The 16,974-nt window shown below is 60.5% G+C and carries 14 protein-coding genes; 8 read left to right on the plus strand and 6 right to left on the minus strand.

The features are described 5' to 3' along the window. Positions 1-6 precede the first annotated feature (6 nt). On the plus strand, positions 7-1,245 hold the full coding sequence (locus AB4P96_RS18455) for an acyl-CoA dehydrogenase family protein (RefSeq protein WP_138453614.1): 1,239 nt from the start codon (positions 7-9) through the stop codon (positions 1,243-1,245). Between the two features lie 127 nt (positions 1,246-1,372). On the opposite strand, the gene AB4P96_RS18460 is transcribed toward AB4P96_RS18455, so the two are convergent. Further along, positions 1,373-2,158 carry a sulfite exporter TauE/SafE family protein gene (locus AB4P96_RS18460; RefSeq protein ID WP_017135039.1) on the minus strand — a complete coding sequence of 262 codons (786 nt, stop codon included), beginning with the start codon at positions 2,156-2,158 and terminating at the stop codon, positions 1,373-1,375. Positions 2,159-2,240: 82 nt separating this feature from the next. Beyond that, complete coding sequence (locus AB4P96_RS18465; RefSeq protein ID WP_017135038.1) at positions 2,241-3,020, minus strand: class I SAM-dependent methyltransferase; 780 nt, start codon at positions 3,018-3,020, stop codon at positions 2,241-2,243. Between the two features lie 135 nt (positions 3,021-3,155). On the opposite strand from AB4P96_RS18465, the gene AB4P96_RS18470 reads away from it, so the two are divergent. From AB4P96_RS18470 to AB4P96_RS18480, 3 genes are read left to right on the plus strand one after another with little or no spacing between them, the layout of a single operon-like run. Further along, on the plus strand, positions 3,156-3,677 hold the full coding sequence (locus tag AB4P96_RS18470; protein WP_017135037.1) for a DUF3455 domain-containing protein: 522 nt from the start codon (positions 3,156-3,158) through the stop codon (positions 3,675-3,677). Positions 3,678-3,737: 60 nt separating this feature from the next. Further along, on the plus strand, positions 3,738-4,265 hold the full coding sequence (locus tag AB4P96_RS18475) for a sigma-70 family RNA polymerase sigma factor (RefSeq protein ID WP_395599910.1): 528 nt from the start codon (positions 3,738-3,740) through the stop codon (positions 4,263-4,265). Further along, positions 4,262-4,936 carry an anti-sigma factor domain-containing protein gene (locus AB4P96_RS18480; RefSeq protein WP_017135035.1) on the plus strand — a complete coding sequence of 225 codons (675 nt, stop codon included), beginning with the start codon at positions 4,262-4,264 and terminating at the stop codon, positions 4,934-4,936. Before AB4P96_RS18475 ends, AB4P96_RS18480 begins: the two co-directional genes overlap by 4 nt. On the opposite strand, the gene AB4P96_RS18485 is transcribed toward AB4P96_RS18480, so the two are convergent. Together AB4P96_RS18485 and AB4P96_RS18490 are read right to left on the minus strand one after the other, a co-directional pair. Then, the gene (locus AB4P96_RS18485) at positions 4,937-6,238 is read right to left on the minus strand and encodes an ATP-binding protein (RefSeq protein ID WP_099548239.1); all 1,302 of its coding nucleotides are present in this window, start codon (positions 6,236-6,238) and stop codon (positions 4,937-4,939) included. A gap of 3 nt (positions 6,239-6,241) precedes the next feature. Beyond that, positions 6,242-6,943, minus strand: a complete 702-nt coding sequence (locus tag AB4P96_RS18490) for a response regulator transcription factor (RefSeq protein WP_017135033.1) — start codon at positions 6,941-6,943, stop codon at positions 6,242-6,244. A 351-nt stretch (positions 6,944-7,294) separates the two neighbouring features. Between AB4P96_RS18490 and AB4P96_RS18495 the strand changes: the two genes are divergently transcribed. The 3 genes from AB4P96_RS18495 (at position 7,295) to AB4P96_RS18505 (ending at position 12,333) form a co-directional block, all read left to right on the plus strand. Beyond that, on the plus strand, positions 7,295-8,449 hold the full coding sequence (locus tag AB4P96_RS18495) for an efflux RND transporter periplasmic adaptor subunit (RefSeq protein ID WP_026013522.1): 1,155 nt from the start codon (positions 7,295-7,297) through the stop codon (positions 8,447-8,449). A 6-nt stretch (positions 8,450-8,455) separates the two neighbouring features. Then, positions 8,456-11,548 (plus strand): efflux RND transporter permease subunit, encoded by a 3,093-nt coding sequence (locus AB4P96_RS18500; protein ID WP_017135031.1) that lies wholly within the window; start codon positions 8,456-8,458, stop codon positions 11,546-11,548. Between the two features lie 143 nt (positions 11,549-11,691). After that, the gene (locus AB4P96_RS18505) at positions 11,692-12,333 is read left to right on the plus strand and encodes a DUF1345 domain-containing protein (protein ID WP_017135030.1); all 642 of its coding nucleotides are present in this window, start codon (positions 11,692-11,694) and stop codon (positions 12,331-12,333) included. 114 nt (positions 12,334-12,447) lie between these two features. On the opposite strand, the gene AB4P96_RS18510 is transcribed toward AB4P96_RS18505, so the two are convergent. Then, positions 12,448-14,406, minus strand: coding sequence for an autotransporter outer membrane beta-barrel domain-containing protein (locus AB4P96_RS18510; RefSeq protein ID WP_017135029.1), 1,959 nt, complete (start codon positions 14,404-14,406; stop codon positions 12,448-12,450). A 241-nt stretch (positions 14,407-14,647) separates the two neighbouring features. On the opposite strand from AB4P96_RS18510, the gene AB4P96_RS18515 reads away from it, so the two are divergent. Then, a complete protein-coding gene (locus tag AB4P96_RS18515; RefSeq protein WP_158235122.1) occupies positions 14,648-14,788 on the plus strand; it encodes a hypothetical protein in 141 nt (46 codons plus the stop codon). Positions 14,789-14,938: 150 nt separating this feature from the next. On the opposite strand, the gene AB4P96_RS18520 is transcribed toward AB4P96_RS18515, so the two are convergent. After that, positions 14,939-16,957: a hypothetical protein gene (locus AB4P96_RS18520; protein ID WP_395599911.1), complete on the minus strand. Its 2,019-nt coding sequence runs from the start codon at positions 16,955-16,957 to the stop codon at positions 14,939-14,941. Positions 16,958-16,974 lie beyond the last annotated feature (17 nt).

A 16,974-nucleotide genomic window follows, 5' to 3' on the forward strand; every position in this document is an offset into this window, starting at 1 on the left:
TATCCCATGACCGAGCAACATGTCATCAACCCGCTGTCCATCGGCGTCGATTACCCCACACTTGCCGCGCGCTTTCGGCCGATCTTCCAGCGCATCGCCGAAGGTGCCGTGGCACGTGAACAAGCGCGCGCCCTGCCCTATGAGCCGATTGAGTGGCTCAAACACGCAGGGTTCGGCGCGGTGCGGGTGCCGGTGGAATACGGCGGTGGCGGCGCGTCCCTGCCGCAATTGTTTGAGCTGCTGATCGAACTGGCGGCGGCCGACTCCAATGTGCCCCAGGCGCTGCGCGGGCACTTCGCCTTTGCCGAAGACCGCCTGAACGCGCCACCCAGCGCGGGTCGCGACCTGTGGTTCAAGCGGTTTGTCGACGGCGATATCGTCGGTTGCGCCTGGACCGAAATCGGCACTGTGGCCATCGGCGATGTGGTCACTCAGGTCAGCCCGGATGGCGATCACTGGAAGCTCAACGGCGAAAAGTTCTACAGCACCGGGAGCATTTTCTCCGACTGGATCGACGTGTACGCCCAGCGCAGCGACACCGGCGCCGACGTGATCGCCGCCACCCGCACGCACCAGCCCGGCGTGGTGCAACGTGATGACTGGGACGGGTTCGGCCAACGCACCACGGGCAGCGGCACCACACGGTTTACCGATGCGGTGGTTGAGGCTGACAACGTGATCGACTTCGCCACCCGCTTCAAATACCAGACCGCGTTTTACCAGTTGGTGCTGCTGGCAAGCCTGGCCGGTATTGGCCGTGCGGCGCTCAACGACGTGGCGCAGCAGGTGCGCAGCCGCAAACGCATCTACAGCCATGGCAATGCCGCACATGTCAGCCAGGACCCGCAGGTGCAGCAAGTGGTGGGCGAAGTGGCCGCGCTGGTGTATGCCGCCGAGGCCAGTGCGTTGAAAGCTGCGGTGCCGGCGCAACGGGCTTACTTGGCAAGATTTGCCGGGGATGAGGTGGCTGAGCGTGAGGCAAACGTGGCTGCCGAGATTGAATCGGCGACAGCGCAGGTGGTGGTGTCGGAGTTGATTCAGCGGGCTACCAGTGAGCTGTTCAATGCACTGGGGGCGTCGGATGTGCGCCAGGGTAAAGCGCTGGATCGCCATTGGCGCAATGCGCGGACCGTGTCGTCGCATAACCCGGTGATCTACAAGGCGCGGATCGTGGGGGATTGGGTGATCAATGGAACCGAGCCGCCGTTTGTGTGGCAGATCGGGAATGGGCCTGGCAAAGCGTAATTGATCGTTCCCACGCTCTGCGTGGGCATGCATCCTGTGACGCTCCGCGTCACGGCTTCAAGAGCGGGACGCAGAGCGTCCGGGGTGGCATTCCCACGCAGAGCGTGGGAACGATCCTGTGTACCACTCAGAACGCGAGCTTATACCCGATGGTCATCAACATAATCGCCAGACACGGTCGCAACACGCCGTCCGGGACTTTGCCGGTCATGTGGCTGCCCAGGTAAATCCCCGGCAACGACCCCATCAGCAAAAAGCCCAGCAAGTGCCAGTCCATATTGCCCATGCTGGCATGCCCCAGGCCCGCCACCAGGGTCAGCGGCACGGCGTGGGCGATCTCGGTGCCGACCAGACGCCGCGTGGCCAGGAACGGATACAAGATAAACAACGCCACAGTCCCGAGGGCACCCGCGCCGATAGAGGTCAACGCAACCATGGTGCCCAGGATCGCGCCGGTGACGACTGTGAGTGCGTTGAGGTTGCGCGGGCTCATGTGGTAATCATCGCCCGCATGCCGCTGGGCGAACGCCAACAGGCTTTTCTTGAACAGGATTGCCAGCGCCGTCAGCAGCAGCACAAAGCCCAGCGCCTGCTTGATCACCGCATTCATCGCGCTGGGATCAGTGTGCAGGCTGGCCAGGAACCACAGCGTCAAAAGCACCGCCGGCACGCTGCCCAAGGTCAGCCAGCCAGTGATGGTCCAGTCGATATTGCGGTTTTTGCTGTGTACCAGCACCCCACCGGACTTGGTGATGGCGGCGTATAACAAGTCAGTGCCCACGGCGGTGGCCGGGTTGATGCCGAACCACAACAGGATCGGCGTCATCAGGGACCCGCCGCCAACACCGGTCATGCCGACGATAAAACCAACGATCAGGCCAGCGACTACAAAACCAAAATTGCCCACATCCATTACAACTACCCGCGGCCTTATAAAATTCTGGCCGCAGGATAGCGATTTTTCTTATAACGACTTATATCAATATGATCTGACTTTATGCTTTTTCTGTCAGACGATGGCAGACATAGGCCTGGGTCTGATACGGAAACGCCACAGTGTCACGCCCGCGCAGCGCCGGGTGAGTGTTGATCAGCCCGCGTAATTGCTCGGTCACCGTGGCCTTTTGCGCGGCCGGTAGCGCCGCGATAAAGCTCACAGACAGAAAGCGATCCATGATCACTTCCTGGGGGCTGCCCACATGCTGATAGGCAAAACAGCTCATTTGCGGCGCGGAAAAATACCCACCGGTGAAGGCTTCGCGCCAATGCCCTGTATGAAAACGCGGCGTGTCGCCTTCATAGGGCGTAATGATTTCGGTGATGGCCGCAACCCAGTCCACCGACTCATCGCGCACATTCCACACCAGCCCCAGGCGCCCGTCAGGCTTGAGCACGCGGTGGATCTCTGCCAGTGCGGCCTCGGTTGCGAACCAGTGGAAGGCTTGCGCGCACACCAGCGCATCGGCGCTGGCCTCCGGCAAAGGGATAGCGTCAGCGGTGCCGCTGAGCAGGCGTACATCCGGCAACAGTTTGCTCAGTTGCGCGCCCATGGCCTCGACCGGCTCGACGGCAATCAGGCTGGGCGCCAGGGTGCTGAGCAAACGGGTGAACTTGCCGGTGCCGGCCCCCAGGTCGATCACGGTCGACTGTGCGTTGATACCCAGTGTATCGGTCAGCCAGCCGGTGAGTTGGCGTGGGTAGTCCGGTCGACCTTGGGCGTAGGTGGCGGCCTGGGTCGAGAAACCTTGTTGAGCAGACGTGTGAACACCAGTCATTGCGAGTTTCTCCTCGGGGGCGGGCGCACAGTGTGCGCCCTCTGAGGTTTATTTTCTAACCCGTGCATCCAATCGTGCGCCTCGCGTGTAGTCCTTGCAGTCACCCCGCTGTTTTACTCAAATGGAGCACTACCCATGAACGCTAAAACACTGTTCTGCCTTGCGGCTGCACTCACCGTTGCGCCTGCGGCTTTCGCCCAGACCGGCTTGCCGGACAGCATCAAGGTGCCGGACGGGCACAAGATTGCGATGGAAACCACCGGGGTCGGCGAAATCACCTACGAATGCCGCGACAAAGCCAACGCCGTCGGCCAGACCGAATGGTTCTTTGTCGGCCCCAAAGCCGTGTTGAATGATCGCAGCGGCAAGCCGGTGGGCAACTACTTCGGCCCGCCCGCCACCTGGCAGGCCCAGGATGGCTCGAAAATCACCGGCACCCAACTGGCGGTAGCGCCTTCGAGTGCAGGCAACCTGCCCTATCAACTGGTCAAGGCCAACCCGGCCGAAGGTAAAGGTGCCATGAGTGGCGTCAGTTACATCCAGCGTGTCGCCCTTAAAGGCGGCGTGGCGCCGAGCAGCGAATGCACGGCGGCGAACAAAGGCCAGCAGGCCGTGGTGAAGTACCAGGCCGACTACATTTTCTGGGCAGCCAACTGAGTAAACTCGGCTACGCTGCCTGTGGCGAGTGCGCTCGCCACAGGACTCAGCCCTTTAAGGATGCCGTGTTTGTTTGATTACGAAACCTGCCTGGCGGCGTGTGCCCGTGGCGACCAACGCGCCTTGCGCCAACTCTATGCCGAGGACAGCAGCCGCTTGCTCGGCGTGGCGTTGCGCATTGTGCGTGACAAAGCCCTGGCCGAAGATGTCGTGCATGACGCGTTTATCAAGGTCTGGCGCGGCGCCGGCAGTTTCGACCCAAGCCGTGGTTCGGCGCGGGGCTGGGTGTTCAGCATCACCCGGCACCTGGCGCTCAATGCCGTGCGCAATCACTCCCGGGAGGTGGCATTGGGCGACGAACACGAGCAGCTCGCCGCCCCCAATGACAGCTTCGAATTCAACGCCCGAGAAGGTCAGGTGTACCGCTGCCTGGAACAACTCGACCCGACCCGTCGCTCGTGCATCCTTCACGCCTATGTCGACGGTTATTCCCACAGCGAAATCGCCCGGAAACTGGACACGCCCCTGGGCACCGTCAAAGCCTGGATCAAACGGAGCCTCGTCGCGCTGCGCGAGTGCATGGCATGAGCAACCCACTGGATGAACTCGCCAGCGAATACGTGCTGGGCACCCTGCCCGCCGAGCAACGCGCCGAGGTCGAGCAACGCTTGAAACATGACAGCGAGCTGCGTGCGGCGGTGGATGCCTGGGAGCAGCGCCTGCTGCCGCTGACCGCCTTGGCCGAACCCGTGCCGCCGTCCGCGCAACTGTGGCGGCGCATCGAACGCAGCACGGCAAATCAGCCAGCCGGCGTGCCGTGGTGGAACCTGCTGGCGTTCTGGCGTGGGTTGGCCGGCGCAGGCCTGGTGACCACACTGGTGTTGGCGGCCCTGCTGTTGACCCGCCCGCCCGTAGCCGACCCGACGTTTGTGGTGGTGTTGGTTGCGCCACAGAACCAGGCACCCGGCTGGGTGATCCAGGCCAGCCATGACCAGCAGATCCAACTGATTCCGTTGGGGGTGATGGAGGTGCCGAGCGACAAAGCCCTGCAATTCTGGACCAAGGGCGATGGCTGGCAGGCTCCGGTGTCATTGGGGCTGGTCAAGCCTGGGCAAACGCTCTCGGTGCCGCTGGACAAGCTGCCGCCGCTCACGCCCAACCAGCTGTTCGAGCTGACCCTGGAAGACCCTCGCGGCTCACCGACCGGCAAGCCGACCGGGCCGATCCAGGCCATCGGCCGCGCGGTCAAAGTGCTCTGATCAACCTGCGCTGGGCAACCACACCCTGAACCGTGCCCCGCCCAGGGGCGACGCCAGGGCCGTCAATGTGCCGCCCTGGGCTTCCATGGCGCGCCGGCTGATCGCCAGGCCAAGGCCAAAGCCGCCAGTGGCGCGGTCGCGGCTGCGGTCCAGGCGATAGAAGGGTTCGAAGATACGCTCGCGCTGTTCCACGGGAATGCCGATGCCGTCATCGTCCACCCATATTTCACAGCCATCGGCACACACCTTGACCCCAACCTGAATGCGCTTGTCGCAATAGCGCGTGGCATTGCGCAACAGGTTCTGCAATGCCCGGGCCGTGAGGCGCGGGTCGAGGCTGAAACGCTCCACCGCGCAGTCAAGCGCCACGTCGATGACGATCTCGGGGTTTTCCAGTTCGTCATCGACGCTGCCCAGCACGCTGTCGATAAACTCGTCGAGCACCACGTCCACCCGCTCCGGCAACTGCGCCGGGTTTTGCAAACGGCTGTAGGAGAGCAATTCCAGCACCAGCTCGTCCAGTTCGCGTATATGCGCCACCAGGCTTTGCAGGCGCTCGCGGCTGGCCTGGGGCAAGTCTTCGGACAGCGCCAGGGCCAGGCCGAAGTCCAGGCGCGTCAGCGGCGTGCGCAGTTCATGGGACACCGCGTTGAGCAAGTCGCGCTGCTGGTTGAGCAGGCCTTCGATGTCGTCGGCCATGGTGTCGAACACCGACGCCAGGCTGCCGATGTTGGAGCTGGCGGGAATCTGTGTGCGCTCGCTGAGGTTGCCCCGGCCCAATTGCGCGGCGGTGCTTTTCAGGCGCTCCAGGTCACGCCAGTGCGGGCGCAGCCAGAACAGCAGGCAGGCGAGCAAGGCCGCGCCAATCAGCACGTTCATCGACCAGTACAGCAGGTTCATGTCCAGCGGGTCCGGGGGGATGCTCAGTTTCACCGCAAACTGCTGGTTGATCGGCGAACTGATGTCTTCCATCCAGCCCCACTCGCCCAGGCGGATCACCGGCTTGCCGTGCTCCAGCAGTTGCTCCTCCTCGGGGGTATAGCTGGCGTCCTGGCGCAGCAGCAACTTGACTTGCAGCGGCGCGAAATCCCGGTTCAGTTGCTCGGTCACGTGCGACCAATGCTCCACCGGCGCACGCAGATACTGCTTGACGATAAGCTTTTGCAGGCCACGGGTCTGCTCGATGTTGTAGTCCATGTAGCGGTGTTCAAACAGCTGGATCACCAACTTGGGAATCAGGAATATCGCGGCACTGAAGGTAATGATGGTGACCAGGTAGAGGCGCAGCAGTACACGAAACATGGATCAGCATTCCCACTCGGAACGGCTGAACAGGTAGCCCTTGCCCCATACGGTCTTGATCTTGCGCGCCTCCCCGGCGTGGTCGTCAAACTTGCGGCGCAGCTTGGAGATGGCCACGTCCACCGAACGGTCGGTGCCGTTGAACTCGATACCGCGCAAACGTTGCAGGATCTGGTCGCGGCTGAGCACTTCACCGGCGTGCCGGGCCAGCACCACCAGCAGGTTGTACTCACCGCTGGACAGCTCCACCGCCTGTTCACGCCAGGTCACGGTGCGTTCCGACAGGTCGATGCACAGGTTGCCCATGACGATCTGGTCGTTGGCCACCTGTGGCTCGGACAAACTGCTGCGGCGCAGCAAGGTGCGTACACGGGCGAGCAGCACACGTGGCTCGCAAGGCTTGGTGACATAATCGTCGGCGCCCATCTCCAGGCCCAGCACCTGATCGTGGCTGTCATCGCGGGCGGTGAGCATCAGAATCGGCAGGCCCGCCGAGTCGGCACGCAGCAGGCGGCACACCTGCAAGCCGTCGAGACCGGGCAGCATCAGGTCGAGGATCACCAGGTCCGGCGGGTTCAGGCGCGCCCGTTCACGCACATGGTCGCCGCGGCTGAGCACATTGACGTGGTAGCCATTGCGTTCCAGGTAGCTGGCAATCAGCTCGGAGAGTGCGGCGTCGTCTTCCACCAGGAGGATGTTGGGCATGGTGTTTCCAAATAATACTGTTTGTCGGCGGTACGCAGACCCTTGTGGGAGCGGGCCTGTGTGGGAGCTGGCTTGTGTGGGAGCTGGCTTGCCTGCGATAGCATCGCCTCGTTCTCTATGAAAGACCGAGGTGCCTGCATCGCGGGCAAGCCCGGCTCCCACATAAGCCCGGCTCCCACACAGGCCCGGTTTTCACATTTGATCTTTGCTGTTTGCAGGATTGTGCAAGGATATACGCCCTCAAGCGACTATGGGCCGCACCTTACACTTCTTCACACACGGCCTACACAGCTTCACAGCACCACGGCGCAGGTGTCTTTAGGATGCGCCAGTCAATATTGGGATATGAGCATGTCGAAGAATCTGTTTGCGCCGTTTTGCCTGCTGGCCCTGACGCTGGCCCTGAGTGGCTGTGGCCAGTCGGCCGATGAAGCGCCAGAGGCGCCACTGGCCAAAGTGCGCATCGAAACCCTGCAGGCCAAGCCTCTCTCGATCACCAGCGAATTGAGCGGGCGTATCGCCGCGCCGCGCATTGCCGAAGTGCGCGCACGGGTCGCCGGCGTGGTCATGCAGCGGGTGTTCAAGGAAGGCCACGACGTAAAACAGGGTGACGTGCTGTTTCGCATCGACCCCGCGCCGTTCAAGGCCGACCTGGACAGCGCCCAGGCCAACCTGAGCAAGGCCGAAGCCAACGCATTCCAGGCGCGCCTGCAGGAGCAGCGCTACAGCCAGTTGGTCGAAGGCAACGCCATCAGCGGCCAGGACTACGACAACGCCCGCGCCGCCGTGCGCCAGACCAACGCCGAAGTCGCCGCCAACAAGGCCGCAGTCGAACGCGCCCGGTTGAACCTGGGCTACGCCACCGTCACCGCACCGATTTCCGGGCGCATCGGCCGTGCGTTGGTGACCGAAGGTGCGCTGGTCGGCCAGAACGAGGCCACGCCGCTGGCAATTATCCAGCAACTGGACCCGATCCACGCCGACCTCACCCAGTCGACCCGCGAACTCAATGACCTGCGCCGCGCCTTCCGCGCCGGCAGCTTGAAGCAGGTCGGCCAGGACCAGGCCAAGGCCACGCTGATCCAGGACGACGGCAGCCTGTACCCGTTGCCGGGCAAGCTGCTGTTTGCGGAAATCAGCGTCGACCCGGGCACCGGGCAGATCATCCTGCGCAGCGAGTTCCCCAACCCGGACCTCGACCTGTTGCCGGGCAGCTTTGTGCGTGTGCGCCTCGAACAGGCCGTGGACAAGCAAGGTATCAGCGTGCCGCAACGCGCCATCACCCGTGACAGCGCCGGCATCCCGATGGTGCTGCTGTTGGACGCCGAGCAGACCGTCAGCCAGCAGCCGGTGGAACTGGGCGCGGTGATCGAGGACCGCTGGATCGTCAGCAGCGGCCTCAAGCCCGGTGACCGTATCGTCGTCGAAGGCCTGCAACATGCGCGCCCCGGTGAAAAAGTCGAGGTGGACGACAGCCCCGCCTCCGGCCAGCCAGTCAAGGAATAACCCGCCATGCCGCAGTTCTTTATTGACCGCCCGATTTTCGCCTGGGTGGTGGCCCTGTTTATCCTGCTGGCCGGCGCGCTCGCCATCCCGCAGTTGCCGGTGGCCCAGTACCCCAACGTTGCGCCGCCGAAGGTGGAGATCTACGCGGTGTACCCCGGCGCCTCGGCCCAGACCCTGGATGAAAGCGTGGTCAGCCTGATCGAGCAGGAGCTTAACGGCGCCGATCACTTGCTGTACTTCGAATCCCAGAGCAGCCTGGGTTCGGCCACTATCACCGCGACCTTCCAGCCGGGCACCAACCCGGAAATGGCCCAGGTGGACGTGCAAAACCGTCTTAAAGCGGTAGAACCGCGCTTGCCGCAAGCGGTGACCCAGCAAGGTTTGCAAGTGGAGAAAGTCTCCGCCGGCTTCCTGCTGCTGGTGACCCTGACCTCCAACGACGGCAAGCTCGACGACGTAGCGCTCAGCGATTACCTGGCGCGCAACGTGATGAACGAACTCAAGCGCCTGGACGGCGTGGGCAAGGCCCAGCTGTATGGAGCCGAACGGGCCATGCGCATCTGGATCGACCCGCAGAAGCTGATCGGCTTCAACCTGACGCCGGCTGACGTGAACGCCGCGATCAGCGCGCAAAACGCCCAGGTCTCGGCGGGCAGCATTGGCGATTTGCCGGGCACCAAGACCCAGGAAATCACCGCCGCAATCCTGGTCAAGGGCCAACTGTCGACCCCGGCGGAATTTGCCGACATTGTGCTCAAGGCCAACCCCGACGGTTCCACCGTGCGCATCGGCGATGTGGCGCGGGTGGAAGTCGGCAGCCAGGAATATCAGTTCTCCACGCGCCTGAATGGCAAACCGTCCACCGCCGTCAGTGTGCAACTGTCGCCCGGCGCCAACGCGCTGAACACCGCAACCTTGGTGCGGGCAAAGATGGACGAGCTGTCGCGCTACTTCCCGGCCAACGTTGAGTACAAGATCCCTTACGACACGTCGCCGTTCGTCAAAGTCTCGATCACCAAAGTGGTCTACACCTTGCTGGAGGCGATGGCGCTGGTGTTTGCGGTGATGTTCCTGTTCCTGCAGAACGTGCGCTACACCTTGATCCCCACACTGGTGGTGCCGATTGCACTGATGGGCACCTTCGCCACCATGCTGGTGCTGGGTTTCTCGATCAACGTGCTGACTATGTTCGGCATGGTGCTGGCCATTGGTATCCTGGTGGACGATGCGATTGTGGTGGTCGAAAACGTCGAGCGCATCATGGCCACCGAAGGCCTGTCGCCCAAGGACGCAACGAAAAAAGCCATGGGCCAGATCACCGGCGCCATCGTCGGGATTACGTTGGTGCTGGTGGCGGTGTTCCTGCCGATGGCGTTCATGCCGGGTTCGGTGGGTGTGATCTACCAACAGTTTTCGCTGTCGATGGCCACCTCGATCCTGTTCTCGGCGTTCCTGGCCCTGACCTTGACGCCGGCACTGTGCGCCACCTTGCTCAAGCCGATCGCCAAGGGCGAGCACCATGCCAAGGGCGGCTTCTTTGGCTGGTTCAACCAGCGCTTTGAGCGCCTCACCGATCGCTATGAAGGCTGGGTGGCGTATGCCCTCAAGCGCAGCGGCCGCTACCTGTTGATCTATCTGGTGCTGTTGGTGGGCCTGGGGTGGATGTTCAGTCGCCTGCCCTCCTCGTTCCTGCCGGTGGAAGATCAGGGTTACACCATCACCGATATCCAGCTGCCGCCGGGCGCGAGCAAGAACCGCACGGTGCAAGTGGCCGAGCAGATCGAAGCGCACAACGCCGGCGAGCCTGGGGTGGGCGATACCACCATGATCATGGGCTTCAGTTTCTCCGGGTCCGGGCAGAACGCGGCGCTGGCATTTACCACGCTCAAGGATTGGTCGCAGCGCAGCAGCGAAGATTCGGCCTCGGCAATTGCCGAGCGTGCCAACGAAGCGTTCAGCGAGCTCAAGGATGCGATTGCCTACGCGATCCTGCCGCCGCCGGTGGACGGCCTGGGTACTTCCAGCGGCTTCGAGTTCCGTTTGCAAGACCGTGGCGGCGTCGGCCATGCCGCGTTGATGCAAGCACGTACCGAGTTGCTGGCGGCCGCCGAAAAAAGCCCGATCCTGGCCAACGTGCGCGAAAGTGCATTGGCTGAAGCACCGCAAGTGCAGTTGCAAGTGGACCGCAAGCAAGCCAATGCCTTGGGCGTGTCGTTTGCCGATGTGGGTAATGTGTTGTCGTCGGCCATCGGCTCGGCCTATGTCAACGACTTCCCCAACCAGGGCCGCATGCAGCGCGTGGTGGTGCAGGCCGAAGGCGACCAACGCAGCCAGGTGGCGGACTTGATGAAGATCAACGTGCGCAATAACGCCGGCAAGATGGTGCCCTTGTCATCCTTTGTTGAAGCCAGCTGGACCCAAGGCCCGGCGCAGCTGACGCGCTACAACGGCTACCCGGCCATCGCCATCAGCGGCGAAGCGGCGCCGGGGCACAGCACCGGTGAGGCCATGGAAGAAATCCAGCGTCTGGTCAGCCAACTGCCGGCGGGCCTGGGCCAGGAATGGACCGGGTTGTCGTTGCAGGAACGTTTGTCCGGCTCCCAGGCGCCGTTGTTGTTGGGCCTGTCGCTGCTGATCGTGTTCCTGTGCCTGGCGGCGCTGTATGAAAGCTGGTCGATACCCACCTCGGTGTTGCTGGTGGTGCCGCTGGGTGTGCTCGGCGCCGTATTGGCGGTGGGCTTGCGTGGCATGCCCAATGACGTGTTCTTCAAGGTCGGTTTGATCACCATCATCGGTTTGTCGGCAAAGAACGCGATTCTGATTATCGAGTTTGCCAAGGACCTGGTTGACCAAGGTGAGGATCTGATCGACGCCACCCTAAAAGCCGCGCGGCTCAGGTTACGGCCGATCATCATGACCTCGCTGGCGTTTATCCTTGGCGTGGTGCCCTTGGCGATTGCCACCGGCGCCAGCTCGGCCAGCCAGCAGGCGATTGGTACAGGCGTGATCGGCGGGATGATCACCGCGACGCTGGCGGTGGTGTTTGTGCCGGTGTTCTTTGTGGTGGTGATGAAGCTGGTGCGCAGACGCAGCGACTAGCATTAAGCGGCAAGTGGCAAGCTTCAAGCGGCAAGTAAGAGCTGGCTTGCCTCTAACTTGCAGCTTGCCGCTTGCCGCTTGCACCTTGTAGCTTGCAGCAGCGCAACATAAGGTGCTCACAACCTCCCCTGTTGTGAGCACCTATGGCCTTCCTCGCCCGCACCCACCCTCGCCTCTCATCCGCCGCCGTCCTTGGCCTTGCCGTGGGCATCCTGGCGCCGGCCGATACGCTGATCAGCAAAATCCTGATTGGCTGGAACGCCGGGGTCTGGACCTACCTGGCGCTGATGCTGTGGCTTACCAGCCGCTCACGTGCCGATGACGTAAAACGCATCGCCGAGATCGAGGATGAAAACGCCGGGCTGGTGCTGTTCATGGTGTGCATTGCCGCGATAGCCAGCCTGGCTACCATCACAGTCAACCTGGTAGGCAGCAAAGACCTGGACAGCACGGCGCGCCTGCTGCACTACGGTTTTACCGGCATGACGGTGATTGGTTCATGGTTGCTGACCGGGGTGATTTTCAGCGTGCATTACGCCCGCCTGTTCTACACCTGGGAAGGCGACGAGCCGGCGCTGCGGTTTGCCGAGGGGCTGCGTAACCCCAATTACTGGGACTTCCTGTACTTCTCGTTCACCATCGGCGTGGCGGTGCAAACCGCGGATGTGGGGGTTGCTACACGCGCAATGCGCAAAGTCGTTTTGGGCCAGTCGTTGATTGGGTTTCTGTTCAATACGGCGATTCTGGGCTTCTCGATCAATATTGCTGCCGGGCTGTTCAGTTGAACCCTGATATGGCGGCAATCCTGATCTAACCGAAAAAGGCTATTGAAAAGCGCTTTTGCGTTCAAAAAAAAAGCCCTGATCTTTCGATCAGGGCTTTATAGGGCGCCGGTTTATTTAGAACGCATAACGCAGGCCAACATTGACAGCGGCTTTTTGCTTGATTTTGTCACTGGTGCTGGTCTCCAGGTCGACATGCGCCTGCAGGTCCTGGGTAAACGACACCGCCACACCGGCACCGTACTTGGTGCGCGAGCCCGACAAATCATTGTTGAAGGTCTGGTTGTTGACCGTGACCTTATTGTTGTTGGCAAACTCGTGGACCATTGCCGCACGCAGGTAAGGCTTGATCAGCGTGCCATCATCGAGTTGGAACTCATGACCAACGGTCGCACCGGCCTCGGCGGTCCTTGAGCGGGTGCGCTCACCGTCCACTTGCAAACCGTTTTTCAGGCTGTACGTGCCACCCTGGACCACAATGGTCGACAGTCGGCCGTAAGGTTCAATAAAGGAACTCTCACCGAACTTGATATGACGGCCGAGTTCAGCCGATACACCACCGCCTACGTTGTTGTAGCCACCCTTGGTCGACGTGTTGTCACTGAGTGTTGCCTTGGCCTGGTTCTGGAACCGGTTGGCTTTGGCCACGGCATCAAAATAGAAACCGCTTTCTTCGTCCATCCAGGTGGCATAGGTACCCAGGAAGTAGCTCTTGACGGTACCGGCAGCGCCGCGAGCCGGGTTTACGTCAGAGTTACTGTGGCCGCCAAATACACCCACCTTCCATTGGCTGTCGCCCAGCGGCGTATCAGCACCGATGGAAAAACCTCGCAGGTTCTGCGAGTAGCCGGTGCCCGAACTCTGGGACACATCATATTGACTGCCGATACCACGGACCCAAAGACCGGTGCTTTTCGAGTAACGCAACTCACCCATACGTTGGCGCAATGAGCCCTCTTCGGCGGTCATGATGGTCACCGGGGTGTTGAACAATGCCGTCACCACGCGGGCACTGCGGCTGATCACACGGGTTTGCGTGTCCAGAAACCAGTCATTGCCTTCCTGTTTCAGGTTATAGGCATAGGCACCCATGTCGACCGGGCCGCCCTCCAGGGAGAACGCCGCGTCACCGCCGCCGGTGTGCACAACCTGGGTTTTGACCAGTTCGCTGCCGCTGGCTGCGAGTGCCAGGCTGTGGTTGCCCGTGGCTTCGCCGGTGACATTGATAAAGTCGGTTTTGCCTTGGTCGAAATCGGTGCCCATGACAAAGGTGCCGTTACCCGAAAGCGTCTGAAGGTTCAGTTGGTAAAACTCATTCGCCGCGCCCATGGTCACCGTACCACCGGCCATGTTCAGTGCGCCCACCTGGCTGTCACCGGTCATGTTCCAGTTGGAAGCATTGCCTACGCTCAGGGTGGAGACGTTCTGCAACTGGCCCGTCAGCTCGGCGTTGTTTTGCAGGTTCAAATGCACGGTGCTGGTGGCATCGGCGATTACATTACCGGCCAGGTTTCGGCTGTTATCCACATTCATCGTTGCCGTGGCACCGCCAGACACCGACAGTAGATTGCCATTACCGCCTTTCAACGTAGAACCGTTGAGTACATCGATAGACACCACTGGCACTCGATTTGGCGTGCCCCTGACCGAGATGGCCGAACCGCTGCGACCCTCAACCACGGACTGGTCCAAAACCAGTTTGCCATCCGTCAGGTCCCCCCGATTACGGGTGAACGACACGCCATGACCATTGCCGATGATAGTACTTTGCGTGGCAGTCGCCGTGGCACCTGCGAGGGAGAGCCCAAAGGCCCCTACTCCCGTGCCCTGCACCAGCGAGTTTTGTTTAAAGTGTAACTGACTGCCGGTGAATGCTTCCGCACCGCCGATAGCGCCACTGATCGTAGAGTTGCTGACCTCAGCGGACGAGCCGCTCGAAGTGCCTACAAAACCAAACGCCTGCAACCCTACGCCGCTGGTATTGGTGAGGGTACTGTTATTAATAACCGCCTTACTGCTGTCCAGCCGCACGGCGCCGTATAGGGAATCGCTCGAAGTAACACGTGCAGCGTCCATGTTTACTGTGGAGCCCTGCACAGCATGTACACTATTCGCCATACTGCCGCTGTTCATGTTCAACGTGGAATTTGAAAGGTTGATCGTGGTGGCTGTTGCACGGTTCATCGTCAACGCTGATTGGCCCGACAATTGCCAATCCGTTGTTTGCTCAGTTGCGTCAATGGTTCTTTGCTCACCGCTACCTATCACAACCGCCTGAGCTTGCCCCTGCATCGCGGCAAACAAACAGAATGTAATGGTGGGGACTTTCATCATTGCACTCAAGGGTTTGAGTTCGAACGTGTTCAGTGCCGACATGGTCAATCACTCTTTTGGTAAGGCCTACAAAAGCGGTTCGGCTCACTTCCTGAAAGTGACGCCTTACCTGTGCGGCACGTAGAGTAAGTATTAAACACTCACTCTTATGTAGGATTAATCTGCAACCTATTGGTAAGTAGGCAGCACTTTGGGTCATCCAATCGGTAGGGCACTGTCAGGGAAACCCCCTCTCAGAGTGAGAGGGGAACCCTGCAGCGTATCAATGACGCCTCTAAGGGACGATGATTGGTCCCACGTTATCGCACCGTGTGAAACTCAACGTCGTACGTACGTTAACGCCCGCAGTACCACGCCCCAGCGTGCCGTTGTTCAGCGGCACGGTGTAAGTCGCCTCCGCACGCCCTACTTGGGCATGTTCAAGGAAACCCGCGTAGGGAATCCGGAAGATATGGCCGTTATCTCTAATGGTAGGGGTAACGAGTACGTTGAAACTTTGCGTTTGGTCAAAAAGCCGAGGTGTGCCCGTGCGAGGTCTGAACACCTGCAGTACCAAGGTCAGTAGCTGACCAACCACCATTCTCGGGTCCGGATCCACAGCTACCCTGCCTTCCCATTTTGTCGGCTCCGGTGCTAATAGCGCTTGGCAGGCCCATTGACCAAACGGCCCCCCCGTCGCATTGACATATTTAGCCGCCGGCAGGGGTGTAGTTACCGCATCCCGCACGTCAACCTCTCTAGGTAACGCGCGATTGAGGTTAGTGGCAGACGTTGGCGTTGCCGTTGGTGATACGACATAGCTGATGTTATGTTTGCCATTGCCCAGTTTTTGAAAGACACTCCAGTCGATGTCCCAGGTGACAAAGTCTCCAGGTATCTCATTGCTTATTTCCTTAGCGGGCGCGATGAACGTACCGTCAGGGTTGACAAGGATAAGAAACATGCCTGGCGCCGGCAGTTCAGCAGGGTCAGAGGTTCGCCATAACTCGACCGTAACGGTGACCGGCTTGCCAGCCTGTGCAAACTCCATTATGTTCGGTGCCGCCGCGTCGGTCCCAAGGAACGATGCAGGAATCAGTCGGGTATTGATACTGCCTGGTATTCCCGGATTGCTCGGCCCCGTCACACTAAAGTCCACTCTGAACGGCGTGGTCGGGCCAGGGAAAGTGTCACCATTTTTGCGTATTTCATAGGCGATACCGACCGATTTCGGACCTTTTGCATTGGCATAGTCCGCTACAGCCAGGGGGCTCAGAAAGGCCTGATCCAACGTGATTGGAACCGAGAGAACGCGAGACCATGGGCTCCAAGCTCCATTGTTGTATCGAACCCGATACTCGTCCTTGGTAGTGTCAACGTTCGTATAGGTCGGTATTTCGCCCGTTGGGCCTGATTTCAAGTCTTCAATAGTGACCAAGTCATCAACGAGGTCTGGCGCCTGGTGAATGATAATCGGCTGTAAATTTTCGGGTGCCGGATCCAGCGCGATAGTGAAGGTAATCGAAGGCGCAGAGACCAAACTTGCATTGCCCTGCGAGTCCCTGATTTGGTAAGTAAAGAAGCACGGCCCCCCTTGCGTAATCTCATTGGCGAGCACTGTCAGCATGTTGCCGGTTTGGGCCATGGGCCGGGGTGGAGTCTGTCGGGCTACTTCTGTGGCTGTCACGGGGGTGCCGTGGTTATAGAAGAAGGTCAGCTCATCTCCTGGCTTCCAAGCCCCGAGGCCCGTCGTTACGTTGTCAGGAATAGAGAATGGCAAATTGAACTGCGTCAGTTGTGCCAGACTAATAACCTGGCCCGGCGGAAAGGCCCCCGTGTATTGCGGCGCAGGTGGCTGAACCCTTAAATAGGGTGGATCCAAGTCTATTTTATACGTCGAAATGGGTGAGGACTGGCCGAGAGAACCAGGCCTGTCTACGGAGCCTGGAATAGTTGGATCCGCCCCCTCATTCTGGTGCAAGTCAAAACGTACTTGAAAATCACCCGACTGCTGCACTCCCGAGCTCGTAACGACAGGAATACTCGCCGAAAATTTGTCACCTGGGGCGTTGATTACAAATTGCACTTGAGCCACTAACGTCCATGAGTCAGGCAAGTCATTAATGACGTCTCTTCGATAGACTCGAACCCAGTCACCCGCGTCTGAACCTGGGCCGGAAGTGATGATCAACACCACAGGCTTGTTCCCGTCAGCCGCTGAAATATACCCTGTTACAGGGTCTACTCCTTGGATTTCGGGAGCAACTGCTCCAGGGCTGGGATCTGCCTTTACCGTAATTTTTTTACCGATCATGTCCTATTCTCCATCCG

It is taken from the genome of Pseudomonas sp. B19125 (assembly GCF_044218855.1).
In the GTDB taxonomy this organism is placed as follows: domain Bacteria; phylum Pseudomonadota; class Gammaproteobacteria; order Pseudomonadales; family Pseudomonadaceae; genus Aquipseudomonas; species Aquipseudomonas edaphica.